This window comes from Microcoleus sp. Pol12B3 (genome assembly GCF_036701355.1).
GTDB lineage: Bacteria > Cyanobacteriota > Cyanobacteriia > Cyanobacteriales > Microcoleaceae > Microcoleus.
This window is the reverse complement of record NZ_JAUBQS010000024.1, coordinates 17,219-42,399: the sequence shown is the minus strand read 5'-3', so window position 1 is coordinate 42,399 and position 25,181 is coordinate 17,219. Positions and strand designations below refer to the sequence as shown.

The following is a 25,181-nucleotide window of genomic DNA, read 5'->3' as shown; positions in this document are numbered from 1 at the left end:
AAACCCGGTTTATTCGTAGATATTTAGTCGCCCAACCAGGATGTTTTCGTATAAACCGGGTTTATGAGGCAAGCGCCTCTTATGATAATTTCTGCCCCTGGCAACTCTGCGAAAATCAAGCCATTTCTTGCTGAAATTCTTGACGAGATTTAGCTTTCATGCTGAATGCAAGAACACCAACTACCAGCATCAAAACAACAATTGTTCTCCAGTGAATCAAAAAAGGCAGACCCGCTGCTAAAAATATACGTCTCGGAAAAAAGAGCAGAAAAACTAAAGCAATACTGGTGAGCAAAGCATTGCGGTTATTGCTACAGTACAGCCACAGCGAGGTCAGAATCGGGAACAAACCTACATAATCGTAAACGTGAGTATATCCGAGAAATGTGAAGGATATACCCATCAGCACAGCCAAGACATCTTCTCGATTAATTCTATTGCGGAACACCCACAGCAGAACCGCTAAAATGACTGCCACAATCTTGATAGCCGGTATCTTCAAGCCTAAAGAAGCGAAAAGACTTTCCATACCAACTTTATCTTGAAACCCCGGTTGATTGAAAGGCAAAGAGCTATAGCTGTCTTGAATTCCTTGATGCCACGCTGCCAGCATCCCAACGGGCCCGCCGTACAGCACCAATGGGTAAGCGCTCATAATTGTAACTGTTGCGAAGGCTACAGCTAATATTTTCCAGTTCCGTTCTAGCAAAAACCAAATACCCAGCAATAAGCATAGTTGCGGTTTAAAGCTGGCTACACCCAAACAGATTCCTGCTAATACAAATTTTTGCCGTTGGCTGAAGAACCAAGCACCCATTGTCGCAGCAAAAGCGATCAAAGAAGTTTGACCCATCCAGACAACGTGGGCAGTGAATGGGTTGCCGATAATCATCGCACTGATTACCCAAATTCCGAGTTGATTTTCACTATTATTTTGATGTTGGTTGATGGTGCGAACTGTCATCGCAATAATAGCTGCGATTGACAGCAAGTTGAGTAAGACCCAGACGAACTTGGCAACGGAGTAATCGAACAGACCGACAAACATACACAATGCGGCTGATGGAGGAGGATAAAAGAAAGCGGCATTTTCTAGACCGTCAATTTCCTTTATTCCTGCTACACTTTGAACGAGGAAATCGTGGTTGTAGGGATTTAAACCCTTAAGCCAAGCACGTCCAGCAGCGTAAAGGACGCCACCATCAGCATTGAGTTGACCGTCTCTGCCAATCCCTATTATGCCGAAACAAATTAGAGATAATATACTGACGGCTACAAGACCTAAACCAAAGTTCCGCTTAAACGATTCTGTCATCGAATTATCTCCGATTTTACTAACGAATTGAGGGGCTACTTTGAGATTGCAATATTAATGGCTAAAGTTTTAACACAGCATATAGTTAGTTGCAAACAAATCCGAGCAACTTAATTTAAGTTAATAAAAATAAATGTTGGGGGAAGCAGAAGATTTGGTATCGAAAAAAACAATATTGGCAATCTCAACAGTTTCGGTATCGGGATCGCCCTTAAGACAGTTGGGTTTGTGGGCCCGACATTGGTAAACTGGGCGGTGTAGAATTATCGAGCGAACAGGTAAGCCCGTGCTAGACGAACAAGCTAAAAAAACCATCTTGCGGAAAATCCCTCACGGATTGTACATCTGCGGTGTCAAAGACGGGGAGGAAGTCAACGGTTTCACCGCTAGCTGGGTGATGCAATCTTCCTTTACCCCTCCCTTAGTTGTTAACTGCGTCAAGCAAGACTCCAAATCCCACGGCATGATCAAAGCCAGCGGTGTCTTTGCTTTGAGTTTCCTAGAAGCAGGGCAAAAAGAGTTAGCCCAGAAATTCTTCAAGCAGCAGCGCCGCGTTGGCAATAAATTTGAGGATGTAGAATTTTATCCCGGCGCGGAAACTGGTTGTCCGATTATCTCGGATTCTCTGGGTTACGTCGAGTGCAAAGTTGTCGGTGCTGTGGAACACGGGGATCACACGGTTTATGTGGGAGAAGTTGTGGCCGCAGGCGTCCACCGAGAAGGCAATCCGTTGCTGCTAGAAAGCACGGGTTGGAATTACGGCGGCTAAAGAGTTGGCAATTGGCAACTGGCAGTTGTCAGTTGTCAGTTGTTAAGGGACGCGAGTTAAAATTAATAAAAAATCGGCGACAATTTTGTCGGCATTTTCTTCTGTCAAAATTGGTACGTGTACGAAAATACATTTGGTGCTAAGTAGAGAATCTGCAAGGTGTTTTAAAACTGCATAATATAGAGCTTCACAAACAAATTTTCCGGCTTCGTGACTGATTTCGGTTGCAGCTAAATCAGCGAGTAGCGGTTCGAGATTAACTGTTGTTTTCATAATGTCGCTCTCGCAACAAGCGCAGGATTCTACGGTTAATTTTTGCCTGCTTTCGGCCATGCCGCAGCAGATAATAGTATCGGGTTGGAGTTGGTTGATTTGGGCGATCGCTAAATTAGGTGCTAGCTGAAAATCTACTGGCAGTTTCCTCAAAAAAGTCAGGGAATCAGGCAAAGATTTGATTTGGGAAATCTTGGCTAATAAGTCGTCCGAAGAGTTAGATTCCTGATGTGGAAGCCAAGTATCAAATGAGGTTAACAGGATTTTCGCTGTCATATTTGTGCAATAATACTGATATTGATAATATAAGGCAAGTAAGTCAATGTCTGTCATTGCAGTAGTAGACTATGACATGGGCAATCTGCACTCAGTCTGTAAAGGCTTGGAAAATGTGGGTGCAGTGCCAAAAATTACAGATTCTCCTGCTATAATCGAGCAGGCTGATGCCGTGGTTTTGCCGGGAGTTGGTTCGTTTGACCCGGCAATGCAGAATTTACGATCGCGCAATTTGATAGAACCGATAAAAAGTGCGATCGCATCGGGAAAACCTTTTTTAGGCATTTGTTTGGGTATGCAAATTCTGTTGGAAAGTTCCGAAGAAGGTGTAGAACCGGGATTGGGCGTTATTGCGGGAAAAGTGCGCCGATTTCGGTCGGAACCGGGTTTGACAATTCCGCACATGGGATGGAATCAATTGCACTTTACTCAGCAGAATTGCCCGCTGTGGCAAAATTTACCGTCCAATCCTTGGGTTTATTTCGTGCATTCTTATTATGTCGATCCAGCTGATTGGGAAGTGCGATCGGCAATGGTGAGTCACGGCAGTCAAAACGTGACGGCGGCTATAGCTAAAGACAATTTGATGGCGGTGCAATTTCACCCGGAAAAGTCTTCGAGTACGGGATTGCAAATGCTGTCAAATTTTGTCAGTCTCGTGAGGGAAAAAGTACCTGCTTAGGTGGCATGAGTCTTGAAAAACCCGGTTGATTGCCGAAACCGGGTTTGACATTTTTAAAAGTCTTATTCCTTATTCCTTCTTTCTTCCTAAATGAGTTTAAGAATCTCTGGCAATCGCCAAATCAAAACCCTGCCGGGACTCGCCACTCGCCCTACACCTTCGCGAGTCAGAGAAGCTTTATTTAATATTTGGCAAGGGACGATCGCAGATTGCAGATGGCTTGACATTTGTACCGGCAGCGGTTCGATGGGTGCAGAAGCTTTGTGCCGGCAAGCCGCGAGTGTCACTGGCATCGAACAGTCGGCGAAAGCTTGTGCGATTATCCGCGAAAACTGGGAGCAAGTAGCAGACTCGTCCCAAACATTCCAAATACTGCGGGGAAACGCGACGGCGAAGTTGGCAACACTAGCTGGGCAGCAGTTCGATCGCATTTACTTCGATCCGCCCTACGCCAGTGACTTGTACGAACCTGTGTTAAACACGATCGCCAGCCAAGAAATGCTAGCACCAAACGGCGAAATCGCGATCGAACACAGCCCGGAGCGATCGGCACAACCGATTTCCGGTCTAGAAATTTGCCGCCAGAAAATATACGGCAATACAGCATTAACCTTCTACACACGCAGTTGCTGACAGGCTCAAACAGCAGCAGCGTCAATCGATTTTAGATTTTAGATTTTCGATTGACCCCACGGATAAATGCGGGGGCTTGAGGATTTTCGATTTTGGATTGATTCCACGGATAAATCACGTGGCGGGTACCACCTTTGAAATTCGCGGTCAAGCCTGGAGGCAGAAAGAAACCGGGTTTCCGGGCGTTGGCGCGCCCGGAACTCCAAGTTTTTCCCTTGGATACAATACAAATTTTTCCGATGAAGTTAAGCTTTGTGCGTAGGTTGTCACAGCAAGTTGCTTGAGCAATCGACTAAATAAATGGAGTTTACGCTGAAAATAAAGACTTTCAGTTGTAACATGAACCCAAAGTGTGAGTGTGAATATTCCTAAAGGAGTGAATATGGTTCAGACACCTTCGCGCCCTCGTGGCAGCGAGTTTCCGGCTGTTAACTCGGTACAGCCAGCCAAACTGGATACGATTCTGCTGGGAAATAGCCTCTCCCTGCCAAATACCAAACTCTTCGGCACAGACGGCATTCGCGGGAAAGTTGGAGAATTGCTGAATGCACCCCTAGCCTTGCAAGTGGGCTTCTGGGCCGGACAAGTTCTACGCCAAAATACCCCCAACCAGGGGCCTGTGATTTTGGGGCAAGACAGCAGGAATTCCAGCGATATGCTGGCAATGGCACTGTCAGCGGGTTTGACGGCCGCCGGTTTAGAAGTGTGGAATTTGGGATTGTGTCCCACTCCCTGCGTTGCTTATCTGGCAAGCGTTTCGGAGTCGGTCGGCGGAGTGATGATTTCGGCTTCTCACAATCCCCCAGAAGACAACGGCATTAAGTTTTTCGGCTCAAACGGCTCCAAGCTGTCGCAACAGTTGCAGGAACAAATCGAAGCGGGAATCCGGGGGGCAAAGGTTCCGGTTGCTAGCTTGGCTTGGGGACACCACTACCATCGCTCTGAGTTGGTTAAAGATTATGCCACTTCGCTCTGTGATTCGCTACAACAGATGAATTTGGAGGGAATGCGGATAGTTTTGGATTTGGCTTGGGGGGCCGCTGCGGGTTTGGGGCCGGCGGTGTTCGCGCAAATGGGGGCGGAGGTTATCTGTTTGCACGACTCTCCTGATGGATCTCGCATTAATGTTAACTGCGGTTCTACTCATCTCGAAAGTTTGCAAGCGGCAGTTTTGGAACACAATGCCGATTTGGGCTTTGCTTTTGACGGCGATGCCGATCGAGTTTTGTGTGTAGACAACCAAGGTCGAACGATTGACGGCGATTACATTCTTTATCTGTGGGGCCGCCAGTTGCGCGACTCCGAACAGTTACCATCCAATTTAATTATTTCTACTGTAATGGCTAACCTCGGCTTCGAGCGAGCTTGGGAAGAATTGGGCGGCAAACTAACTAGAACCAACGTCGGAGATCAGTACGTTCACGCTGAAATGCAGCGCACCGGTGCAATGTTGGGCGGCGAACAGTCGGGACACATTCTTTGTCCGCATTACGGTGTCAGCGGCGACGGTTTGCTGACAGCTTTGCATTTGGCTTCGCTGGTGCGCCAGTCCGGGCAATCTTTGGCACAATTGGTAAGTGGCAGTTTCCAAACTTATCCGCAGTTGCTGCGAAATATTCGGGTGGACGATCGCGAAAAACGCCTGAAATGGCACGAGTGCGAGGCAATGCAAAGTGCGATCGAACGTGCTACAACAGCAATGGGCGAACAGGGACGGGTTTTGGTGCGCGCTTCTGGCACTGAACCGCTAATTCGAGTTATGGTGGAAGCTGCCAGCGCCGAATTGGCTAATTTCTGGACTGAAAATTTAGTTTTAGCCGTTCAGCAACACATAGCTATCTGATGGAAATGGGGAATTAATCTGAAGGAAGAAGGAAGAAGGAAGAAGGAAGAAGGAAGAAGCCTCTAGATAAATATAGGAGCTATTGAAACCAATTTCTCATTCTTTATTCCCTCTTGCTTATTTCCTCTGTCCTAAATAACTAAATCCTTCTTTCTTCATTTCCCCATTTCTGATTGTATGAACACCAAATCAATTCAAAATGGGCGGCTGCATCGAATTTGGTTAAAATTTTTAATTGTCGTCATATTAATAACTGGGATATGGTTTCGCTTTACTAATCTGGATCGCAAAGTCTACTCGTTCGACGAATCTATCACCTCGCTGCGAATTTCTGGCTACACCTGGACGGAAATGGTGCAGCAAGATTTTCAGGGCAAAACAATTAGCGTCGCAGATTTGCAGCAGAAATACCAGCAGATAAATCCCGAAAAAACTTGGTGGAATACTGTTAAAGGTTTAGCTACAGAAGAACCCCAACTATCACCGTTATATTTTATTTTAGCCAGGTTTTGGGTACACTTGTTCGGCCCGCAAGTGGCGACTGTCAGAAGTCTTTCAGCTTTGATTAGTTTGTTAGTTTTTCCCAGCATTTATTGGCTGTGCTGGGAATTATTTCGATCGGCGTCTGTGGGATGGATGGCTGTTACAATCATTGCTGTTTCACCTTTTCACGTCTTGTACGCGCAAGAGGCAAGACCGTACATGATGTTTGCAGTCCTGGTTTTGCTCTCGAATGCAATTCTGCTGCGGGCGATCGCCCTACAAAATTCTCCCGGCACATCTAATTTGAGCAAGGCTGTTTGGTTTATTTATGCGATCGCCCTGACTTTAGGACTGTATTGTAGTTTATTATTTTTTTTAGTAGTATTCGCCCACGGTATCTATGTAATTATCACAGAAAATTGTCGTTTTAGCAAAACATTAATTGCTTATTTACTAGCTTCAGTGGCAGCAATAATAATTTTTGCTCCTTGGATTTTGGTATTAGTTTATAACTCTAAAAAAATCGAGGCAACAGTAGGCTTGCCCCGCCTTTCCCTGTATTTCATATCTTCACTTAAACCTTTAATTATCATTACCTGCCGAATGTTTATCGACACGCATTGGGCGGGCGGAATCATCAAATTGGCTTCGAGCCATCTGACTGCAGATGTAATCCGACTGATTGTAGTGGCCGTATTGCTGTTAACGCTCGCACATTCACTATACTCGCTCTGCCGCTCAACTCCCAAACGAGTTTCGCTGTTTGTATTGACAGCGATCGGAATTACAGCGATAGTATTGGTAGCAGTGCGAGGCGTTGCCGATCGCTATCTAGTTCCCTATATTTTAGCAATCCAGATAGCTGTTGCCTACTTATTCACCGCTAAAATTGCAGTCACCCCCAATCCCCGCCAACAAAAACTGTGGCAGCTAGGTTTAATAGCACTAATATCGAGTGGAATAATTTCTTGTGCCGTCAGCTCACAGTCACAACTTTGGTGGAACAAATACCCTTCTAGCACTAAATACAATCCCCAAGTAGCCACGATTGTCAATCAATCGAAAAAACCTTTAGTAATCAGTCATGGAGGCAACAACATCACAGGAAAAATACTGTCTGTCAGCTATCTGCTGAAGTCGCAAGTAAAGCTTTTGCTGGCAGTTAAGCCCGATCAAGTTAAAATTCCTGATGGTTTTAGCGATGTATTTCTCTACCGAGCTACAGAAGCATTAAAATTTGAACTAGAAAAAGTGCAAAAATATCAAATCACACCAATTTACAAACCCGGCGATGTCTGGCTTTGGCGTGTAGAGAAATAATGAAGGCGGCAACTGCAAATGATGATTTCTGTTGTGATCCCCACCTACAACCGCGAGCAACCTCTGCGAGAGACATTGGCTGATACGCTTCGGCAAAATTACCCGAATTTTGAAGTCTTGGTAATCGATCAAACTCGCACCCACGAGTCGGAAACTCAAGTTTATTTAGAGGAATTGGCAAATGCTGGCAAAATTCGGTGGTTTCGGGTAGATTGGGCAAGTTTGCCGGCAGCTCGAAATTATGCAGTGCGCCGCGCAGTTGGAGAGATTATTTTATTTATTGATGATGATGTACAATTGCCAGAGGGTTTTTTGGCAGCTCACGCTGACAACTATTTAGAAAAACCCGATGTGGGATGTGTGGCGGGCAGGGTTTTTGACAGAATAAAACTGGATAATTCTGGAGGGGATTTGGCGATCGAATATTTGCCCTCAGAAGCGATGGATGCGGGCATTGCCTGGTATTTTATCGATTTGGTGCATACAGTAAAACCGCAGCAGGTGCTCTCGGCTAGAGGCTGCAATATGTCATTTCTCCGGCAGGTTTTTGCCGAGTGGGGGCTGAGGTTTGATGAGCGCTTTACAGGGAGTGCGGTGCGGGAGGAGTCGGATTTTTGTTTGAGATTGCGATCGACTGGCCTGAAAATTTGGTACGATCCCAATGCGTGTTTAGTTCACTTTGGGGAAGAGAGCGGCGGGTGTCACGATGTCAGCACGCGATCGATCGAATATCAAATCACATTCTATCACAATCACTTTCTGATGGGATTGAAAAATTTAACAGCCTTTCAATGCCTGCGATTTTTTGCCAAACTCTTTGACTGCCACGTTTTGGGAAATCCGCCTTGTTATAAAAGCCACTCGCCCATTAAAATTATAACTAGATTTGCTTTTTATATCTTGGGTTTCCTCAGTGCTGTAAATACAGTAATTCAATCTCTGTGGAATGATGGACAAATTTACACCCATCAAGACAACTTTAACGCTCAATAATTCCCTATTCCTTCCCCCTTCCCCTAAATGAGAATTCTCGTTGCCAGTCACACCTATATTGTGGACATTAACCGGGAAAAATTCAAGATATTAGCAAACCTAGAACCTGATATTGAAGTAACAATTGTAGTGCCGCAGCGTTGGAAACCCGGAGGCGTACAAAATAAAATTATAGAAACGGAATTTTATCAAAATGGTTCCTTTAAAGTCATCCCTGTGTCCAACTTTAGCCAAAACAATCAAGGATTGCTAAGCTTTGGTTGTGATTTAATTAAAGTTTTGCAAAATTTTAGACCCCAGATCATCCAAGTTGAACAAGGTTCAAAATCCCTTGCTTGCGCTCAATTAATTTTATTAAATAAACTGCTTAAATTAAAGGCAAAAAATATATTGTTTACCTGGTGGAATCTGCCTTATCAATTGAATTGGCCTGTGTCAATTTTAGAAAATTACAATCTTCAGCACACCAACGGAATTATTGCAGGCAACCTAGACGGAGCTAAAATTTTGCGGCAGCGGGGCTATCAAGGTGCGGTAAAAGTAATGCCACAACTCGGAGTAGATGAAACTTTGTTTCGCAGCACTGCTAAAGACGCTGATTTATCCAGCAGGTTCGGCATTGCACCGACCGATTTTGTGGTAGGATTTGTAGGGCGATTTGTCGAAGAAAAAGGACTGTTCACTTTAGCTGAGGCCTTGGCAGGGTTGAAAAGAATCCCTTGGAAGTGGCTGTTAGTAGGACAAGGAAAATTGCGGACGCACCTCGCAGAAAAATGTATTGAATGGGGAATCAGCGAGCGAATAATCTGGGTAGAAAGCGTTTCTCACGAAGAGATTCCCCCCTACATTAACTTAATGAACTGTTTGGTATTGCCCTCGCAAACCAGCTATAAATTCAAAACTTTGACCACTGTGGGCTGGAAAGAACAATTCGGTCACGTTTTAATTGAAGCGATGGCCTGTCAAATTCCGGTTATCGGTTCCGACTGCGGGGAAATTCCCCACGTCATCGGCGATGCGGGGTTAATATTCCCCGAGGGAAATGCAGGGGTTTTGCGCGAGTGTTTGCAGCAATTGATGGAGCAACGGCAGTTAGTCGCAGATTTGGGCGATCGGGGTTATCACAGAGCGATGAGCAATTATACCAATCAAGCTTTAGCTGAGCAGTTATTGGAATTCTACAAAGAATTGTTGTAACTTTTAGCTATAATGCAAGTGTTAAATAAAAAAAACTGTGGTAAATGTCTATTCCTCCCGACATACGCTCTTTGGTTAGCGAACTCTACCAGGTACTAGACGATACTGAGCGCCAAGCAACGCAGGGACTTTTTGCACTTAGAAGAGCAATGTCTCTTTTTCCCCAGAATGAAATACTGATGCAATACTTTTCTTCGATCAGTAATTTTCAATTCTGCGTATCAGGTGTTCGCTTACAAGCAGAGCACATTGTGGGCAATGTATTGATGGCTGGTGTGCCCGATGAAGATGTTCAAAAAGCAGGAGATTATTTAGCAGCTTTGCTACATATGGCTCCTGAATCAAGAATTATGATTGACAAAGTAGTTGAGAGATTAGAAGCATTGCCATGAAACAATTACCTGATGAAAGCCTACTCCGGGAAATCCTGGAAATTGTGAAAGCGGCGGAAGCAAAAGCGAGTGAAATGTATGAATTTTCCAAAACAATGGCTCACAATACCCAAATTACAGCAACAAAGAGAGAGGAAGCTGAACAGCTAGACGGGCAGCCTTTTCCAGATAATTAAATTGGTAATGGGAGATGTTGGTATCTTGATTTAAAGAACTATCCCCCATGCGAATTCTCCAAATTATCCCCTCAATTTCTCTCGTCTACGGCGGGCCAAGTCAAATGGTACTCGGACTTTCTGCGGCCCTCGCTTCCCGAGGTATTGATATCACAATTATCACCACAGATTCTAATGGAGATATCGGTCAACTTCCCTTAGATGTCCCCTTAAATCAACCAATACAACAAAACGGTTATCAAATTATTTATTTCCGCTGTTCTCCCCTTCGTAGATATAAGTTTTCTCTAAGTTTATTGCAGTGGTTAAATGAAAATGCGCGACAATTTGACCTGGCTCACATTCACGCTCTTTTCTCACCAGTAACTACCCTCGCTGCTACAATTGCTAGATATCACAAGTTGCCATATATTATGCGTCCCTGCGGTATGCTTGACCCCGCCGATTTGCAGAAAAAAAAGCGCTTGAAACAGATTTATGCCACGCTTTTAGAACGCCCTAATTTAGCAGGGGCAGCCGCAATTCACTTCACAAGTAAAGAAGAAGCTAAAATCTCAGAAAGATTTGGTTTGGGTAGCACAGGCAAGATGCCTGTGTCACAAGATTTGAACTTCACAGGCAAGATGCCTGCGCCACGGGATTTAGTGATTCCATTGGGGGTGACAGCAGGTTTGTTTCCTCAGAGATTGCGGGAATCTCAAGTGCCAATCATCTTATTTATGTCGCGAATTGAACCTAAAAAAGGGCTTGATTTGTTAATTCCAGCATTAGAAAGTATTTTGGCATCGGGCATAGAGTTTCACTTTATTTTAGCTGGGTCAAATACCCAAAATGCTGATTATGAAACACAAATTAAAAGTAAAATATACAATTCAAGCTTAGCAAAATATACAACAATTACTGGTTTTGTGAGCGGTGATTTAAAAGTTGAACTTTTGACAAAAGCTGACTTATTTGTATTGCCTTCTTATTACGAAAACTTTGGTATTGCTGTAGCAGAAGCTATGGCCGCGGGTGTACCTGTGGCCATTTCCGATCGCATACATATTGCCGAAGACATACAGCAAGCAGAAGCTGGTTGGGTGGGGCCTTTGGAAGTAGGGGCGATCGCCAATTCAATTAAATCAGCACTTCTGAATCCCGAAGAGCGCAAACGGCGGGGATTGAACGGCAAAGAGTATGCCAAAAAGCATTATAACTGGGATGCGATCGCCCAGCAAACCATCAATGCTTACCAGCAGATTTTGTCGTCTACTAACTAATGCCACAGCAGTTTACCTTCTGCTTCTTCGCCTGCTGCGAGTTATTGTGCCACTGCTATCAGAATTTGCCGGTGAGATTTTTTCAACGCTGCTATTGCTTTTAAAATTAGTAGAGTCAGAGTTTGAGGCATCTCTGACCGATTTTCTTCTAATTATAATCGGAACATTCAGAGATCGACCGCAAGGTCGGCCGAAGGAGTCTATCTTCCTTCGATAATCGCAGATTGCAGCCTCTGCAATCGGTTCTTGACAATCTTTAATAAAGCTTTGTGCTAATTGGTAATTCTTGCCGTCTCCCTGCTTTGAAAAAAGTTCTCCAGCTTGATTAAAATCTGCTACTGCTTGCGATTTGGTTCCCAACATACAGCGAATAGCACCTCGTTCTAAATAAGCCAAACCATAATTAGGATTAACGCGAATAGCTTGTTCGTAATCCCCGATCGCCTTTTGCTTATCTCCCAATTCATAGTATGCTTGACCGCGACCGAAATAAGCTTCTGCCAAGTTAGGATTAAATTGTAGCGCTCGATCGTAATTGTAAATTGCCTGCAGCTTGTTTCCCTGTTGGCCAGTAGCAATCCCCAATCCGAGGTAAGCTTGAGGTATGTTCGGATTCAGCGCTAAAGCCTGAGTAAAATTGGCGATCGCCCCCGGAACATCTCCCTTTTGAACTTTCAAAGAACCTTGGTTGCTGAAATTTGCAGCTTTTTGAGCGATCGCAACTCTTTGACTGATAACAGCGCGATTGGCCCGGTAATTAGATAACTTATTTTGAGCGAGATTATAAACAGGTGTACGTGAATCGATTGCTTCTAAAAGTGCGATCGCCTCTTGCCATTTACTTTGCGACTGATGCCAAACTTCCATCGGATGAGGCGGTTTTTGCACAACCACAGCAGCTTCCATTGCCAATTGTTGAGCTTTTTCTAGACTTTCTGCAGCCTGTAAATTTTGCGCTACTGGAACCAAACTCGGGCGCAGTTTCAGCAAATCAGCTCTAGCTTGTTGATACCCAAAGCCAGGGAAGTTAGGAATTTTCTCTAAATTGGCGATCGTTTCTTTAAGTCGTTTATCGAAACTTCTGAGCAAATTGACATCCGTGACTTTCTCTGAATTCTGCGTTTCAACGGCCAGTATTTGCGCTTGCTTCAGCGTTTCATTTCCCGATCGCATAAAGGCGCTCATCGCTGCACCTGTCCCTAAAACCAAAACCCCTAAACCTGCTAATAAAGCTGCGGGGATTTTTCGGCTTCGCGAGTTATTAACTTGATTATTAATTAGTGATGGCTGTACCCTTCGAGTCTGACGAGATTGTTGCGCTTCCGGTTCTGACTCTACCTCCAACTCCCAAGCCGGCAACTGCAAATCATCTGCTGCTGTTTCGGCTGTCAACTCGCTACTAATTCGAGCAATATTATGGCTGTTTCCGCTTTTATACTTGTCAACCAAACTCTGCAATCCTGCTTGATATCCTTCTCCTACTGCCTGAAATCTCCACTCTCCATTCTTTCTATACAAACGACCAAACTCTACAGCAGTCTCTCGTGAAAAGTTCTCTTTTAATTCATAGCGAACCAGTTCGCTTCCCGTATCCAAATTGGTAATTTTGATAAAAGCATTTTTGATATTGCTAAAATTTGCCTTAATTTTTTCGGCTTCGTGAATAGTAACCGCAAAAGTTATTTCCTCAATTTCAGCATTAATTTTCTCTAAAATAACGCCGTAAATAGTCTTCTTTTCTTGACCTAGGTTATTTTTGTCAGGAATCGATTGCAGTAGCGAACCGTCACAGGATTGCAGATTATTGTAAAAGATAAAATATTTATCATTAGGTAGTTTTCCGTCAGCACCTAGCATAAAGGCAGAGACATCAATTTCGTAGCTTTGTCCTGCCTCTGTCACCTGCCAACCCAGGGCGATCGCCATTTTTTTCAAACCGGGCGCTTCTTTAGAGATATTAAATCTCTCACCCTTACTTAATTGCATTGCCATCTGCTTATTTGTTAAACATCAAACTTTATAGTGTTCATGTTAATATTAAGTAGCCGCATAATTTAGGCTATTCAATAAAACTTAATATTTTGCTTTGAATAGGGGGCTTGATTAAAAATATGTGCTGCCTGTATCGGAAATTTGTTGAGATTTACTTAAGTACAATTACGTAATTAAAAACCTGAATTTCTCCCAAACGGGTTTCTACAATTGAACTTAATTTGACATTAATTTGAAGCATTTTCATCACTAAGTAGTAAGGTAACAAAGTTACCAAAAGCTCCTGACGAGACTGTTCCGCTTCCGGTTCTGACTCCACCTCCAACTCCCCAGCCGACAACTGCCAATCCTCTGCTGTTCTCGCCGCCAACTCGTGAGGAATTGGAGCAATATTATTACTACTTTAGCTGCAATACTTGTCAACAAAACTCTGCAATCCTGCCTGATATCCTGCTCCTACCGCCTGAAATCTCCACTCTCCATTCTTTCTATACAAGCGACCAAATTCTACAGCAGTCTCTCGCGAAAAATTATCTTTTAATTCATAACGAACAAGTTCGTTTTCGGTATCCAAATTGGTAATTTTGATAAAAGCATTTTTGATATTGCTAAAATTTGCATTAATTTTTTCGGCTTCGTGAATAGTCACAACAAAAGTTATTTCCTCAATTTCAGGATTAACTCTTTTTAAGATAACGCCGTAAATCGTTTTATTCTCTTGACTTCGGTTGTTTTTATCTCGAATCACTTGCAGTACAGAACTGTCACCGGATTGCAGATTATTGTAAAAGATAAAATATTTATCGTTAGGTATTTTGCCGTCAGCACCTAGCATAAAGGCAGAGACATCAATCTCGTAGCTTTGTCCTGCCTCTGTCACCTGCCAACCGAGGGCGATCGCCATTTTCTTTAAACCGGGCGCTTCTTTAGAGATATTAAATCTTTCACCCTTACTTAATTGCATTGCCATCTGCTTATTTGTTAAACATCAAACTTTATAGCGTTCATGTTAATATTAAGTGGGACAATAACTTTTATTTTTTAAGAAAACTTAATATTTTGTCTGTAATAGCCGACCTCATTAAAAATATGTGCTACCGCTCTCCGAAGTTATTGAGATTTACTGAAAGAGAATTACGCAAGCAAAAACCGGGCTTTCTACCAAACCCGGTTTCAACAATTGAACTTAATTTGAGTCTAATTTTGAGCATTTTCAGAACTAGGTGGCAGCGTCACAAAATTACCAAAAGCTCCAACCGTTTGATAGCTTTTTTTGCCTAATTCAGTTGTGTAAATACTGACTACACCTAAATTTTGACGCTGCGTTGTATTGTCGAGCAAGCTTTCGATCGTGTCCCGCTGCGAAGTCAGCAAATTCTTGCAACTGCCGATCAAAGTATCTGCAACACCGCTCAAAGCTTTAGGCACGCGAGAATCTTTGCACACAGTGCTTTCCAACTCGGTTTGGAGTACGCCGGAAGCATAAGTTAGGTATTTGTCTCTCCCAGGATTTGTAAATGCCATGCCGGCGGCTAGAAGAGTCAGAGCCATCGCGACTTTCCCCACATTGCCGAAAAAATTAGAAGTTGGCTTGTTAGTATTCATTGCGTTATCAATATTCATTTTTTTTAGCCCCGTTGATTTATAAGCTTCTCTTGATTTAAACTACACCTCCTCAGAAACAGATTTCCGAAAGGAGGGGACAGTTTTTAGATTGGAGGCCAGTTGCGAGTAAGTCTCTCACTGGTTTACCTCCCTTTTACGTTTACCCCTCCCTCAAATCCGGTAAATCTTCAACAAAACATTTAGCTGGTTCCCAGGCACAGCCTGGAAACGAGGAATTTAAACTTAGTTTCGCTTTGATTTTTGCCTCTCGATCTCCCGCTGTAACTCTTCAATCTGACGGCGCAAAGCCTCCGTCTCGCTGTTAGGCGTTTGGGACTTCACATCAACCGCACCCTCAGCTACAGCCCGCTTGTAGTTCCCCAGCTTAATTTGGCGGTATTCCTCGGAACTGGCCCAGTCTCGCAAATAGCGCAGGCGTTCCACGGGGAAAGGGTGACTCAGCATCACGCCCTGGCCGCCGTTGTAAAGTAAAAACTTATACACTTGGTTGAGATTGTCTCGATCGAGCTCTTGATAGTTGTCAGACTGGCGGATAAATTCTTGCAAACTGCATTGATCGGCATATTTACTGCTAACCCCCGCCAGTTGCATCATCGTCTTCATCACACTGTTTAAGTCATCCGTTACCAACAAAGCCGCCCGGTCTGCCGACAATTCAGCCTTGCGCCGCCACTCGTAAAAAGCGAAAATTAAACCGCTACCGACCATATTTCCCAAACCGAAAGTCATCTCGCCAATTGTCGATGCGACGCTCATCGCCCACATCGCCATTTGATTTAAAGTTGGATGGCCGCATTTAATGTGTCCCAACTCGTGAGCCAAGACTACCCGCAGTTCCGCCTCGTCCAACAAGTCTAAAAGACCAGTGTTTAATACTACATAAGGCTGGTTTTTTCCCAGGGCATCGCTGTTAACCGAGGGATTCTGAGAAACAAACAAACCCGGTTCTGGAAAAATATCTAAAGCCTGCACGCACTCCCGGAATATATGATAAATGCTTGCATATTGGCGGGGCCCGACTTGAATGCTATTTCCCATGAGGTAAACGAATTGCGGTCGTTCGTAGACAAATTCTACAAATTTGCTGGCAATTAAGTCAAATCCAGGCACGCTTCGCAGCGCTTGCTCAGCTTGGCGATCGAGCGGATGCTGAAATGCTTCGCTAGAAATTTCCGTATAAGTAGGCATGGTTGTTGCAAAAATTACAGTTAAGATATCAGTATTGCCGATCGCTGCGGGTGCTAGCTGGTGGCTGACTTATTAATCTTATCGCGACAAATCTGGAACTATTGTAGAACAGGCATCTTGCCTGTTCAAATCATTAAACTATTGTGGAACAGGCACCTTGCCTGTTCAAATTAGCGTTAAAATTGTGAATCTGGTACAGGCGCGATCGAGAAACATCTTTCACAGTGCCTGTCTATCGCCTCACCCAAAAATTGGAACGTGCAAAAATGGCTATCCTGCGACTCGAAAACGGTACAACCTACACTCAACAAAGCGACATTACCCGAGAACTCGCTTCCTTAAACATTCAACTCAACCGCTGGCCCGTGGGTGATAGCGCTGAAATTCAAAATTTGTTAGCGAAAGATGCTCTTGACGACAATCAAAAAGAGCAAGTGCTGCAAGCCCTCGACGGCTACTTTCAACAGTTGTCGGAAAGTGCAGGCTATCAGGATCGGGACTTAATCGTACTGCACCCAGACATTCCCAACCTCGACATCATGCTGTCGAAATTCAACAAGTGCCACATCCACGCCGATGATGAAGTCCGCTATATCGTAGCAGGCGAGGGCATTTTCGGCTTCGTGCGGCCCGACGGCAGCCAAGTCGAACTCACAGTGCAGCCGGAAGAATTTATCAACGTGCCGGCGAATACAGAACACTGGTTTTATTTGACAGCAGCCCAGAAAATTAAAGCGGTGCGCTATTTTACTACCAAAGAAGGCTGGACGCCGGAGTATACCGATACGGAAATTCGATCGCGTTTAGCTGCTGTTTGAACAGTTGACAGTTGACGGTTGACGGCAATCTTCAAATCGTCTAAAAATCCTCAAATCCAGCCTCAATTTTTGTGGTTTGAAGATTGCAAAATACTCAAAGCAACCGCCTCCGCCACCTTAATCCCATCAATCCCCGCCGACAGAATTCCACCCGCATATCCTGCACCTTCCCCAGCAGGATAAAGACCTTCTGTATTCAAACTCTGATAATCTTCCTTGCGTTTAATCCGAATTGGTGAAGAAGTGCGCGTTTCCACCCCAGTCAAAACCGCATCATCCATCGCAAATCCTTTAATCTGTTTGTCAAAAGCCGGAAGTGCTTCGCGGATAGCTGCGATCGCATAATCTGGCAAACTTTCGCTCAAATCAGTCATCACAACTCCCGGCGTATAAGAGGGCTGGACACTGCCTAGCGCCGTGGAAGGGCGATTCGCCAAAAAATCACCCACAAGCTGCCCAGGGGCGTTGTAAGTGCCACCTCCTAACTCAAATGCCCGTTCTTCTAAGCGACGCTGAAACTCAATTCCTGCTAAGGGATGACCGGGATAATCCTCCGGCGTGATACCCACCACAATCCCGCTGTTAGCATTGCGTTCATTGCGAGAATATTGACTCATCCCATTAGTGACAACTCGCCCCGGTTCTGACGCAGCCGCCACTACCAAACCACCGGGACACATACAGAAACTATACACAGAACGATTGTTTTGGCAATGGTGAACCAGTTTGTAATCGGCGGCGCCCAAAAGCTTATGGCCGGCCCGATCGCCAAAACGACAGCGATCGATAATAGTTTGGGGATGTTCCACCCGAAAACCAATGGAAAAAGGTTTAGGTTCGATGTAAACCCCGCGCGAAAACAACATTTCAAAAGTATCGCGGGCGCTGTGTCCCACCGCCAGAACTATATAATTACTAGCAATATATTCTCCGCTGGCGAGGGTAAGTCCCTGCACTTTTCCATTTTCGATGTGGATATCTTCCACACGACTTTGAAACCGAATTTCTCCGCCTAATGATTCAATTTGGGCGCGAAGACTTTGGACAATTCCCACCAGTTTGAACGTGCCAATATGCGGTTTATTAATATATAAAATTTCCGGTGAACCTCCTGCATTCACAAGTTCCGTCAACACCTTCCGTCCATAATGCTGAGGATCTTTAACTTGGCTGTAGAGCTTGCCATCGGAAAAAGTACCCGCACCACCTTCGCCAAACTGAGCGTTAGATTCTGGGTTGAATTCTGCTTTTTTCTTCCAAAATCCAAAGGTATCAACCGTGCGATCGCGCACTGCTTTTCCGCGTTCTAAAAGGATGGGGCGAAACCCCATTTGTGCCAGCATGAGACCTGCCAACATACCGCACGGCCCTGTACCAATCACAATGGGGCGAATCGTCAAATTGCTGGAGGCTTTGGCTACATAGCGATAACTCGTGTCTGGCGTTACCATCACATGAGGATCTTTTTTGAAGCGCGCCAAAAGTTGCTTTTCCTGTGTCGTCTCCACATCCACAATATAGACAAGGAAAATTTCGGGTTTTTTACGAGCATCGTAGCTGCGCTTGAAGATGGAATAGCCGAGCAATTCTTCGGGGGGAATTTGCAGCTTTTTGACAATCGCACTGCCGATCGCATCTTCAGGATGATCGAGGGGGAGTTTTATTTCGGTTATTCGTAACATATAGTGGAAGGAAGAAGGAAGAAGGAAGAATAAAAATCCCGAACAGAAGTATTATAACTATTTAACCGGACATCCTATGGGCGATCGTCCTCGGTCGATCAATTTTTAATTTTTGAGTGGATAATTGAAGAAGCGTTATAATAAACAAAAAATTAAGTTTTGTAAAGACCCTTGACTGCAACATTTACACCCAAAAACAGCCGCACCTGGCACGCTCTCAACCCCCTGTGGCAAGGAGCAGAAGACGCAGTACAGAAGGGTTTGCCCCACACCAAGCTCGCACCGGCGTGGCAAATACTGCTCCTGGGCGACGGTTCCCCTACCCGTCACCTGCAACTGCTGACAGGGGAACCCACAGAAGTAGATGTGATCGATATGTCTTTAGTGGGTGAAGACGCAGACGGCGCGCCCCAGCAAATTGTCGCGGTTCCGGGGCCGCGCCTGCGCCGCCAAGTGTGGCTGCGAACAGCTTCTGGACAGCGTTTAGCCTATGCAACTTCTTGGTGGGAAGCCAGCCACGTAGACGAATATTTACAAAATAAATCTTTGCCAATTTGGGCAAGTTTAGCGAGACTGCGGACAGAATTGTATCGCGATGTTCAGGGCATTTATTGCGGTAATTCGGCTGCTTTGGAATCAGCGTTTGAAGAGTCGGGGCCTTTTTGGGGGCGACACTATTTGTTTTGGCATCACGGGAAGCCATTGACTCTGATTTATGAGGTTTTTTCTCCTTATTTAACTAAGTATTTGGGGCCGATGCAATTGGATGTTGATTGAGGCTGAGATCTTGCACCATTATCAATCAGGCTTTCAGGGCGGGCTAGAAGCCCAACCCCTACTCCCCACAATAAAATTCATCTCTCGCTTCACAGGCATCTTGCCTGTTCTGAAGAAGAGGAAAATCAGGAGGGTGTAGAACAGAAGCTTCTACTTATTTCATTGTTGTTCGACGAAATTTTACTCGCAAACCGTCGCGGGGATGCGGAGTCGGTACTGCGATCAAATGCAAATCTTGATCTGGTAAAAGCTCCCATTCAAACTCCCGAACAATCTTGGCCGCAAACAACTTCATCTCTAACCGGGCAAATTCTTTGCCCAAACATTCCCGCAAACCTCCACCAAAAGGCACGTAACTGAACGGTTTAGCCGAGCGCTCGGAGTTAAATCGATCGGGATCGAAGCGATCGGGTTCAGGATAAAGTTGACTATCCTGATGGGTTTGATTAATTTGAGAAAGCACAGTCCAACCCTTTGGAATTTCATAGCCGCCGAACTCACAAGCATTAATGACTGTCCGAAAAATACCTCCCACTGGTGGAACTAAACGCAGCACTTCTTGCAGCACCTGTTCTAAATAGGTCATTTGTTTGAGTTGTTCCAAGGTTAGGGGTTCCGTAGCGGGGAACTGCTGCTGTTCGGTGCGGACTTTTGCCATCACATCGGGATGTTGGGCTAGGAGAAGACAAAAAGAGGCGATCGCCGAAGTTAAAGTTTCGTGTCCCGCAAACAGCAGCAACAGCACTTGATCTTTTAACTCCTCCAAACTCAAACTATTTCCCTCTTCATCGCGAGCCGAAATCAGCAAACTCAAAGCATCATTGCCGCTAGGGGTTCCTTGTTGTCTGTCTCGAATAATATTTTCAAGTTCTGCCAACAGCAGCTTGCGGCACTTTTTCGCCTTGCCAAACTGAGTCCAAGGCACATCTAAAGGAATCGAAAATAAACCATTACACCAAGTTTCAAAATAATGTCCTAGCGCCGTTTCCGCACCATTATCAATCCCAACCAACAACTTACCCGCCACATCAAAAGTATAATTTCTCAGTTCAGGATACCAAGTCATGGTTTCCATTTTGACCCATTTTTCCAAATAGCGCTGAGTGATATCTTCCATCCCGCCGATGTAGCCAGCCAGCGCTCGCGGCTGAAACGCTTGGTACAGCAACTTGCGCCGATTTTGGTGGTTAGCACCCGTTTGTAATGCCAAGGAAAGGGACCCTAAAAGCGCTCTCGTGCTGGGAGGCCAAGTCACAACAAAATATCGGTTGTCATTGCTTAAAACAAACAACTTAGCCTCTTGGCCACGCATAAACACGGTAGGCTGTCCGAAAAGGCTGGTTTTGAAAAGGGGCCCGTACTGCTGGTGGCGTTTTTTGGCGAATTGGGAATCTTGCAAAAAGTTGATAGTATCGCCAATTAGGGGTAAACCGAAACTGCCGGGAGGTAATGCCATTTGAGATTTGAGATTTGAGATTTGAGATTTTTAATATCATATCAATTTTAGTTGGAGGGTGGGCAATACGCACAGACAAATTTATGATAAAATAACTTTTATCTAGTTGTAGCTTCTCGGGTGCGTCCGTCTTAAGATTAGTACAAGAAAATCGGGTTTTCCAACTGACGATTATTAGTATTTTTGCCGAAAAAATTAAGTTTCTGCCCTTTTAATCGGAATCTCGATTATAAATTCAGTGCCTTTCCCCACCACCGATAAACACTTAATTTCACCTTTATGTTTTTCGACAATAATTGAATGCGAAATCGCTAAACCCATTCCCGTTCCTGAACCGATGCGTTTGGTAGTATAGAAGGGGTCAAATATCCGTTGCTTGACTCGATCGGTGATACCTGCACCGTTATCAGCAATTTTAATCACAGCGAGAGTACCTTCTACCTCTGTACGAATGCGGATAATTCCCGGATTTTCGAGCTTTTCTTGTAACACGTCAATAGCGTTAGCGATAATATTCATAAACACCTGATTCAAGAGTCCGGCGTAGCACTCCACCCGTGGCAGTTGTCCGTATTCTTTAATGACTTGAATTGCTGGGCGATGAGACTCCGTACCCCCTACGCTATCGGGCTGAAATTTCAGACGGTGTTCTAAAATCATCAATGTGCTGTCGATGCCTTCGTGAATGTTAACCTTTTTCATGTCAGATTCATCGAGGCGAGAGAAATTCCGCAAACTACGCACGATATCCCGGATGCGAGTAGCTCCCACCTGCATAGAAGACAGCATTTTCGGCAAGTCGTCTAGCACAAAATCCAGCTCTAAAACTTCTATTTCCTCCTGAATCGCTGGAGAAGGTTCCGGGTATTCATCTCGATACATTTGCAGCAGTTTCATCAGGTTTCTAGTGTATTCTTCTGTGTAGGTAAGATTGCCGAAAATAAAGCTGACTGGGTTATTGATTTCGTGGGCTATCCCTGCTACCATCTGACCGAGACTAGACATTTTTTCTGCCTGCACGAGTTGAGTTTGAGCTTGCTGGAGTTCGCACAGAGTTACTTCGAGTTTTGCAGCTTGTTCTTGTGCTATCCGAGCTGAATCGACGCTTTTAGTGTAAAGTTCAGATTGACTGATGGCGATCGCCAATTGATCGCCAATTGCCTCCATTAACTCCACTTCCTCTTTTGTCCACTTGCGAACCTCCCTGCAAGAAACGCAGCTAACAACACCAGTTAAACCTCCGGCACTTTTAATCGGCAAATCCAAAACAGACTTGCAACCAACCTGCAAAAAGAATTCCCTTTCTACTGGATCGCTGAAAGTTGCAACATCATCTATTTGATAAACTTCCAACTTAGCGATTTTTTGCGGCAGCGTACCCCTTATGTCAGCCGGGTAATAACCCAAAAGCGAGAATAAATCATCATTTTTAGATTCGTGGACGACATCCCAAGCAGGTGGCGAAGCGTCGGGCAAATACCAGATAAACACACAGCGATCGACTTGCAGCAAGTCGCGAATTTGCTGCACAGTTGTTGCTAAAATAGTACCTAAATCCAGAGATTCGCGGATATTGCTAGCTAGCTGATTCAGCAGCGCTTCCTGCTCCGCTAATTTGCGGAATCTCGCTTCCGACTTTTGCAACTGTCTTTGAGATTCTTTTTGTTTTGTAACGTCTAAACCCAAACCGATTAAGCCGATCGCGTTTCCAAAATCATCTTTGACCTTAGTTTTAATTGTCTCCAAATAATGTTTTTTACCATCAGCAAGCTGCATCGCTTCTTCAGCATAACAGGGAATATCCTGGCTCCACGCTTGCGCGTCAGATTCCATGCACGTAGCAGATGCTTCTAATCCCAAAACTTCGGAATAGTGAGATGCTGCTAAAAAACTTGATTCAGGTATAGCCACATCTTCGCAGAAAGTTTTGTTAATTAATAACATCCGCCCGCTAGCATTTGTCAGCCATACCCAGATCGGAGCGTTGTCAATAATTGCCCTCAAAGTTTGCTGTTGTCTGGCGAGAGCTTCTTCTGTTTGTTTGCGCTTAATTCCCAGGGCGATCGTATCGGCACTTGACGCCAAAGCAATCAGCATTGATTCGTTCAACTCCTGGCGAGCAAACATCGCGATTACTCCCAGCAACTGATTGTCAACAATTAGCGGATATCCAGCAAAAGCCACCATTCCTTCTCGTGAGGCCCATTTTTTGTCCTGGATTCGGGGATCTTCTTTCACACAATTAGTGATGTGAGGTTGTCGCTCCAGGGCGATTAAACCAATCTTGAACTCGCCGACAGCAATGCGGCTGTGAGCGCCGTCAATATGAGTATATATCCCCGCGCTTGCTTGCAGTTGCAATACATTTCCGTCTTCATTCAATGTCCAAATCCGAGCAAAGGCAACATCCAAATGGCGCACAACTGCATCGGCGCAATATTGCAAAGTTGTACGCAAACCCTGGTTTTGAGTTAGAACAATTCCCACATCTGCTGTGAATAAAGAAAGTTTCAATTGTTCTGCTAAAGCTTGTTCTGCTATTTTGCGCTCTGTAATGTCCGTAGCAGCACCGAGACGCTGCTTAATTTTTCCCTCCTCTGTTCTGCTAAATACAATATTCCGGCTGACTAACCAGTGCCAACAATTATGTTTGTCGCGCACCCGATATTCGTACTCAATAACTTCGCCGTCGGGAGCATTTTCTAATTGCTGAAAATATCCGGGAAATTTAGCTAAGTCGTCAGGGTGGATGATGGTGGGCAGTAGATTGCTGCCCATGTTTTCAACTTCTTCGGCGGTATAGCCGAGGATGTCACTGATTTCGCGGTTGCTGTAGACATTTCGCTGCTCGCTTTCATCGTAAACAAAGAGAAGATTCGGACTGGTATTGGCAATTCGCTCAACAAAATGCTGACTCTCTTGCAGCGCTGCTTCTGCTTGTTTTTGAGCGGTAATGTCGCGGCCGACACCATACATCAATTCTTCCTCCCAGAAACGGCTACCAGTCCAGGCTATCCACTTGTAAGAACCGTTCCGACAGCGCCAGCGGTTTTCAAACCCAACGGTATTATTCCCCGCAGCAAGACTTTCAGCTTCTTTTAAAGTAGCTTCGCGATCGTCTGGATGCACGAATTCGAGGAAGAGTTGGCCAATCATTTCTCCTGGGGAATAGCCGAGTATTTTTTCTGCTGCTGGGTTGATCAGTGTTACATAACCGTCAAAACTAAGGACGCACAGCAGATCTAGCGAGAGGCTAAAAAAGCGATCGCCCGCGTTAGGTGGGCTGGAGGGGCGATCGTTTTGGGCTACGACAGCAGAGGCGTTTGAGCGGGCCGATACCGCTAAAAAGACAATATTTGCAATTGCCAAAAATCCCAGGGCGAGTTGGCTATCGTAGAAATTATCACCGCTGTTAGCTACGAGCCACCCGTTTAAGAGAAGCAGTACAATTATCAAAATTGAGAATACACTGCCAGGGGCGATCGTCGCTAGGCACATTTTTTTTTCATACTGCTTTCTAGATTCTGATTTTTGTATTGTGGTGACTGCTGCCGTAATTTTTGTCCACAACACTTGCAGCAATTTCACCAATTTAGTGCTTTTGAATTCTTCTAGTTGAACTGAATGTTTCATTCTTTTAATCTAGAGTTACTTTGAGTTGTGCTGATTTAAAAATTACAATAAAGATGTTTAAATATTATAAATATTTCCTATGTGGCGAGTTCTAGTATTCGATAATTACGTAAATTTACGCAATACGAGGCGATAATTAAGTGTATTTACGGAAGTAGCAACCAATCTCTTTTTAGCTTGGGTACCCATTTTATAATTTTTCCGACTCCTCGAGAGAGTTTACTTATAATACTACGCGACATATTGTTGTTAGTCATTGGACATTTGGCCTAATTTAGCTAGTTCTGGACTCTGAAACTCGCACTCCTGGGTGCATAAGCTAATTATGTAGGCGGAGCCTGAAGCTGATTACTGTGTTAGAGTAGCGTGTTATACTCCACTTTGTGCGTCTAGAA

At 44.6% G+C, this 25,181-nt stretch carries 22 protein-coding genes; 12 read left to right on the top strand and 10 right to left on the bottom strand.

Annotated elements, in window-relative coordinates; translation table 11 throughout:
- Window positions 1-115: 115 nt before the first annotated feature.
- Window positions 116-1,315, bottom strand: a complete 1,200-nt coding sequence (locus QUA53_RS14235) for a glycosyltransferase family 87 protein (RefSeq protein WP_333097900.1) — start codon at window positions 1,313-1,315, stop codon at window positions 116-118.
- Between the two features lie 286 nt (window positions 1,316-1,601).
- On the opposite strand from QUA53_RS14235, the gene QUA53_RS14230 reads away from it, so the two are divergent.
- Window positions 1,602-2,084 carry a flavin reductase gene (locus QUA53_RS14230; RefSeq protein ID WP_190659726.1) on the top strand — a complete coding sequence of 161 codons (483 nt, stop codon included), beginning with the start codon at window positions 1,602-1,604 and terminating at the stop codon, window positions 2,082-2,084.
- 42 nt (window positions 2,085-2,126) lie between these two features.
- Here QUA53_RS14230 and QUA53_RS14225 read toward each other — a convergent pair whose 3' ends face one another.
- The gene (locus tag QUA53_RS14225) at window positions 2,127-2,633 is read right to left on the bottom strand and encodes a pyroglutamyl-peptidase I family protein (protein WP_333097903.1); all 507 of its coding nucleotides are present in this window, start codon (window positions 2,631-2,633) and stop codon (window positions 2,127-2,129) included.
- 46 nt (window positions 2,634-2,679) lie between these two features.
- Between QUA53_RS14225 and hisH the strand changes: the two genes are divergently transcribed.
- The 9 genes from hisH (at window position 2,680) to hpsP (ending at window position 11,614) form a co-directional block, all read left to right on the top strand.
- Window positions 2,680-3,315, top strand: a complete 636-nt coding sequence (gene hisH, locus QUA53_RS14220) for an imidazole glycerol phosphate synthase subunit HisH (RefSeq protein ID WP_333097905.1) — start codon at window positions 2,680-2,682, stop codon at window positions 3,313-3,315.
- A 90-nt stretch (window positions 3,316-3,405) separates the two neighbouring features.
- On the top strand, window positions 3,406-3,948 hold the full coding sequence (gene rsmD, locus QUA53_RS14215; RefSeq protein ID WP_333097906.1) for a 16S rRNA (guanine(966)-N(2))-methyltransferase RsmD: 543 nt from the start codon (window positions 3,406-3,408) through the stop codon (window positions 3,946-3,948).
- Window positions 3,949-4,330: 382 nt separating this feature from the next.
- Complete coding sequence (gene glmM, locus QUA53_RS14210) at window positions 4,331-5,791, top strand: phosphoglucosamine mutase (RefSeq protein ID WP_333097907.1); 1,461 nt, start codon at window positions 4,331-4,333, stop codon at window positions 5,789-5,791.
- Window positions 5,792-5,968: 177 nt separating this feature from the next.
- Window positions 5,969-7,594 carry a glycosyltransferase family 39 protein gene (locus tag QUA53_RS14205; RefSeq protein ID WP_333097909.1) on the top strand — a complete coding sequence of 542 codons (1,626 nt, stop codon included), beginning with the start codon at window positions 5,969-5,971 and terminating at the stop codon, window positions 7,592-7,594.
- 18 nt (window positions 7,595-7,612) lie between these two features.
- Entirely contained in the window at window positions 7,613-8,587 is a 975-nt protein-coding gene (hpsN, locus tag QUA53_RS14200) for a hormogonium polysaccharide biosynthesis glycosyltransferase HpsN (protein ID WP_333097911.1), read from the top strand.
- A gap of 27 nt (window positions 8,588-8,614) precedes the next feature.
- Window positions 8,615-9,784: a hormogonium polysaccharide biosynthesis glycosyltransferase HpsO gene (gene hpsO, locus QUA53_RS14195; protein WP_333097912.1), complete on the top strand. Its 1,170-nt coding sequence runs from the start codon at window positions 8,615-8,617 to the stop codon at window positions 9,782-9,784.
- Window positions 9,785-9,828: 44 nt separating this feature from the next.
- On the top strand, window positions 9,829-10,176 hold the full coding sequence (locus tag QUA53_RS14190) for a hypothetical protein (protein WP_333097914.1): 348 nt from the start codon (window positions 9,829-9,831) through the stop codon (window positions 10,174-10,176).
- A complete protein-coding gene (locus QUA53_RS14185) occupies window positions 10,173-10,352 on the top strand; it encodes a hypothetical protein (RefSeq protein ID WP_333097916.1) in 180 nt (59 codons plus the stop codon). Before QUA53_RS14190 ends, QUA53_RS14185 begins: the two co-directional genes overlap by 4 nt.
- A 47-nt stretch (window positions 10,353-10,399) precedes the next feature.
- Window positions 10,400-11,614, top strand: coding sequence for a hormogonium polysaccharide biosynthesis glycosyltransferase HpsP (gene hpsP / locus QUA53_RS14180; RefSeq protein ID WP_333097917.1), 1,215 nt, complete (start codon window positions 10,400-10,402; stop codon window positions 11,612-11,614).
- A 12-nt stretch (window positions 11,615-11,626) separates the two neighbouring features.
- Here hpsP and QUA53_RS14175 read toward each other — a convergent pair whose 3' ends face one another.
- The 5 genes from QUA53_RS14175 to QUA53_RS14155 all read right to left on the bottom strand — a co-directional run bounded on the left by QUA53_RS14175 (window position 11,627) and on the right by QUA53_RS14155 (window position 16,420).
- The gene (locus QUA53_RS14175) at window positions 11,627-13,600 is read right to left on the bottom strand and encodes a TerD family protein (protein ID WP_333248915.1); all 1,974 of its coding nucleotides are present in this window, start codon (window positions 13,598-13,600) and stop codon (window positions 11,627-11,629) included.
- Between the two features lie 157 nt (window positions 13,601-13,757).
- Window positions 13,758-13,976, bottom strand: coding sequence for a hypothetical protein (locus tag QUA53_RS14170; RefSeq protein ID WP_333097920.1), 219 nt, complete (start codon window positions 13,974-13,976; stop codon window positions 13,758-13,760).
- A gap of 33 nt (window positions 13,977-14,009) precedes the next feature.
- Entirely contained in the window at window positions 14,010-14,570 is a 561-nt protein-coding gene (locus QUA53_RS14165) for a TerD family protein (protein ID WP_333219023.1), read from the bottom strand.
- 233 nt (window positions 14,571-14,803) lie between these two features.
- Entirely contained in the window at window positions 14,804-15,229 is a 426-nt protein-coding gene (locus QUA53_RS14160) for a DUF4359 domain-containing protein (protein ID WP_333097924.1), read from the bottom strand.
- A 225-nt stretch (window positions 15,230-15,454) separates the two neighbouring features.
- Entirely contained in the window at window positions 15,455-16,420 is a 966-nt protein-coding gene (locus tag QUA53_RS14155; RefSeq protein ID WP_333097925.1) for a M48 family metallopeptidase, read from the bottom strand.
- Between the two features lie 266 nt (window positions 16,421-16,686).
- On the opposite strand from QUA53_RS14155, the gene QUA53_RS14150 reads away from it, so the two are divergent.
- A complete protein-coding gene (locus QUA53_RS14150) occupies window positions 16,687-17,238 on the top strand; it encodes an acireductone dioxygenase (RefSeq protein ID WP_333097927.1) in 552 nt (183 codons plus the stop codon).
- A gap of 62 nt (window positions 17,239-17,300) precedes the next feature.
- Here the strand turns inward: QUA53_RS14150 and QUA53_RS14145 are convergent, their stop codons facing one another.
- Window positions 17,301-18,920 (bottom strand): NAD(P)/FAD-dependent oxidoreductase, encoded by a 1,620-nt coding sequence (locus QUA53_RS14145; protein ID WP_333097928.1) that lies wholly within the window; start codon window positions 18,918-18,920, stop codon window positions 17,301-17,303.
- 171 nt (window positions 18,921-19,091) lie between these two features.
- Here QUA53_RS14145 and QUA53_RS14140 point away from each other — a divergent pair, with 171 nt between their 5' ends.
- Window positions 19,092-19,697: a chorismate lyase gene (locus tag QUA53_RS14140; protein WP_333072653.1), complete on the top strand. Its 606-nt coding sequence runs from the start codon at window positions 19,092-19,094 to the stop codon at window positions 19,695-19,697.
- Window positions 19,698-19,851: 154 nt separating this feature from the next.
- Here the strand turns inward: QUA53_RS14140 and QUA53_RS14135 are convergent, their stop codons facing one another.
- On the bottom strand, window positions 19,852-21,153 hold the full coding sequence (locus tag QUA53_RS14135; protein ID WP_333097930.1) for a cytochrome P450: 1,302 nt from the start codon (window positions 21,151-21,153) through the stop codon (window positions 19,852-19,854).
- 195 nt (window positions 21,154-21,348) lie between these two features.
- Complete coding sequence (locus tag QUA53_RS14130; protein ID WP_333097932.1) at window positions 21,349-24,786, bottom strand: PAS domain S-box protein; 3,438 nt, start codon at window positions 24,784-24,786, stop codon at window positions 21,349-21,351.
- Between the last annotated feature and the right edge of the window lie 395 nt (window positions 24,787-25,181).

What these genes read in the sequence shown, in the direction of transcription:
- QUA53_RS14150 (WP_333097927.1), top strand. Translation starts at nt 16,687, where the DNA reads ATGGCTATCCTGCGACTCGAAAACGGTACAACCTACACTCAACAAAGC.
- QUA53_RS14160 (WP_333097924.1), bottom strand. Translation starts at nt 15,229, where the DNA reads ATGAATATTGATAACGCAATGAATACTAACAAGCCAACTTCTAATTTT.
- hpsN (WP_333097911.1), top strand. Translation starts at nt 7,613, where the DNA reads ATGATGATTTCTGTTGTGATCCCCACCTACAACCGCGAGCAACCTCTG.
- hisH (WP_333097905.1), top strand. Translation starts at nt 2,680, where the DNA reads ATGTCTGTCATTGCAGTAGTAGACTATGACATGGGCAATCTGCACTCA.
- QUA53_RS14205 (WP_333097909.1), top strand. Translation starts at nt 5,969, where the DNA reads ATGAACACCAAATCAATTCAAAATGGGCGGCTGCATCGAATTTGGTTA.
- QUA53_RS14135 (WP_333097930.1), bottom strand. Translation starts at nt 21,153, where the DNA reads ATGGCATTACCTCCCGGCAGTTTCGGTTTACCCCTAATTGGCGATACT.
- glmM (WP_333097907.1), top strand. Translation starts at nt 4,331, where the DNA reads ATGGTTCAGACACCTTCGCGCCCTCGTGGCAGCGAGTTTCCGGCTGTT.
- QUA53_RS14190 (WP_333097914.1), top strand. Translation starts at nt 9,829, where the DNA reads ATGTCTATTCCTCCCGACATACGCTCTTTGGTTAGCGAACTCTACCAG.
- QUA53_RS14225 (WP_333097903.1), bottom strand. Translation starts at nt 2,633, where the DNA reads ATGACAGCGAAAATCCTGTTAACCTCATTTGATACTTGGCTTCCACAT.
- QUA53_RS14235 (WP_333097900.1), bottom strand. Translation starts at nt 1,315, where the DNA reads ATGACAGAATCGTTTAAGCGGAACTTTGGTTTAGGTCTTGTAGCCGTC.
- QUA53_RS14185 (WP_333097916.1), top strand. Translation starts at nt 10,173, where the DNA reads ATGAAACAATTACCTGATGAAAGCCTACTCCGGGAAATCCTGGAAATT.
- QUA53_RS14130 (WP_333097932.1), bottom strand. Translation starts at nt 24,786, where the DNA reads ATGAAACATTCAGTTCAACTAGAAGAATTCAAAAGCACTAAATTGGTG.
- QUA53_RS14155 (WP_333097925.1), bottom strand. Translation starts at nt 16,420, where the DNA reads ATGCCTACTTATACGGAAATTTCTAGCGAAGCATTTCAGCATCCGCTC.
- QUA53_RS14165 (WP_333219023.1), bottom strand. Translation starts at nt 14,570, where the DNA reads ATGCAATTAAGTAAGGGTGAAAGATTTAATATCTCTAAAGAAGCGCCC.
- QUA53_RS14145 (WP_333097928.1), bottom strand. Translation starts at nt 18,920, where the DNA reads ATGTTACGAATAACCGAAATAAAACTCCCCCTCGATCATCCTGAAGAT.
- rsmD (WP_333097906.1), top strand. Translation starts at nt 3,406, where the DNA reads ATGAGTTTAAGAATCTCTGGCAATCGCCAAATCAAAACCCTGCCGGGA.
- hpsP (WP_333097917.1), top strand. Translation starts at nt 10,400, where the DNA reads ATGCGAATTCTCCAAATTATCCCCTCAATTTCTCTCGTCTACGGCGGG.
- QUA53_RS14175 (WP_333248915.1), bottom strand. Translation starts at nt 13,600, where the DNA reads ATGCAATTAAGTAAGGGTGAGAGATTTAATATCTCTAAAGAAGCGCCC.
- hpsO (WP_333097912.1), top strand. Translation starts at nt 8,615, where the DNA reads ATGAGAATTCTCGTTGCCAGTCACACCTATATTGTGGACATTAACCGG.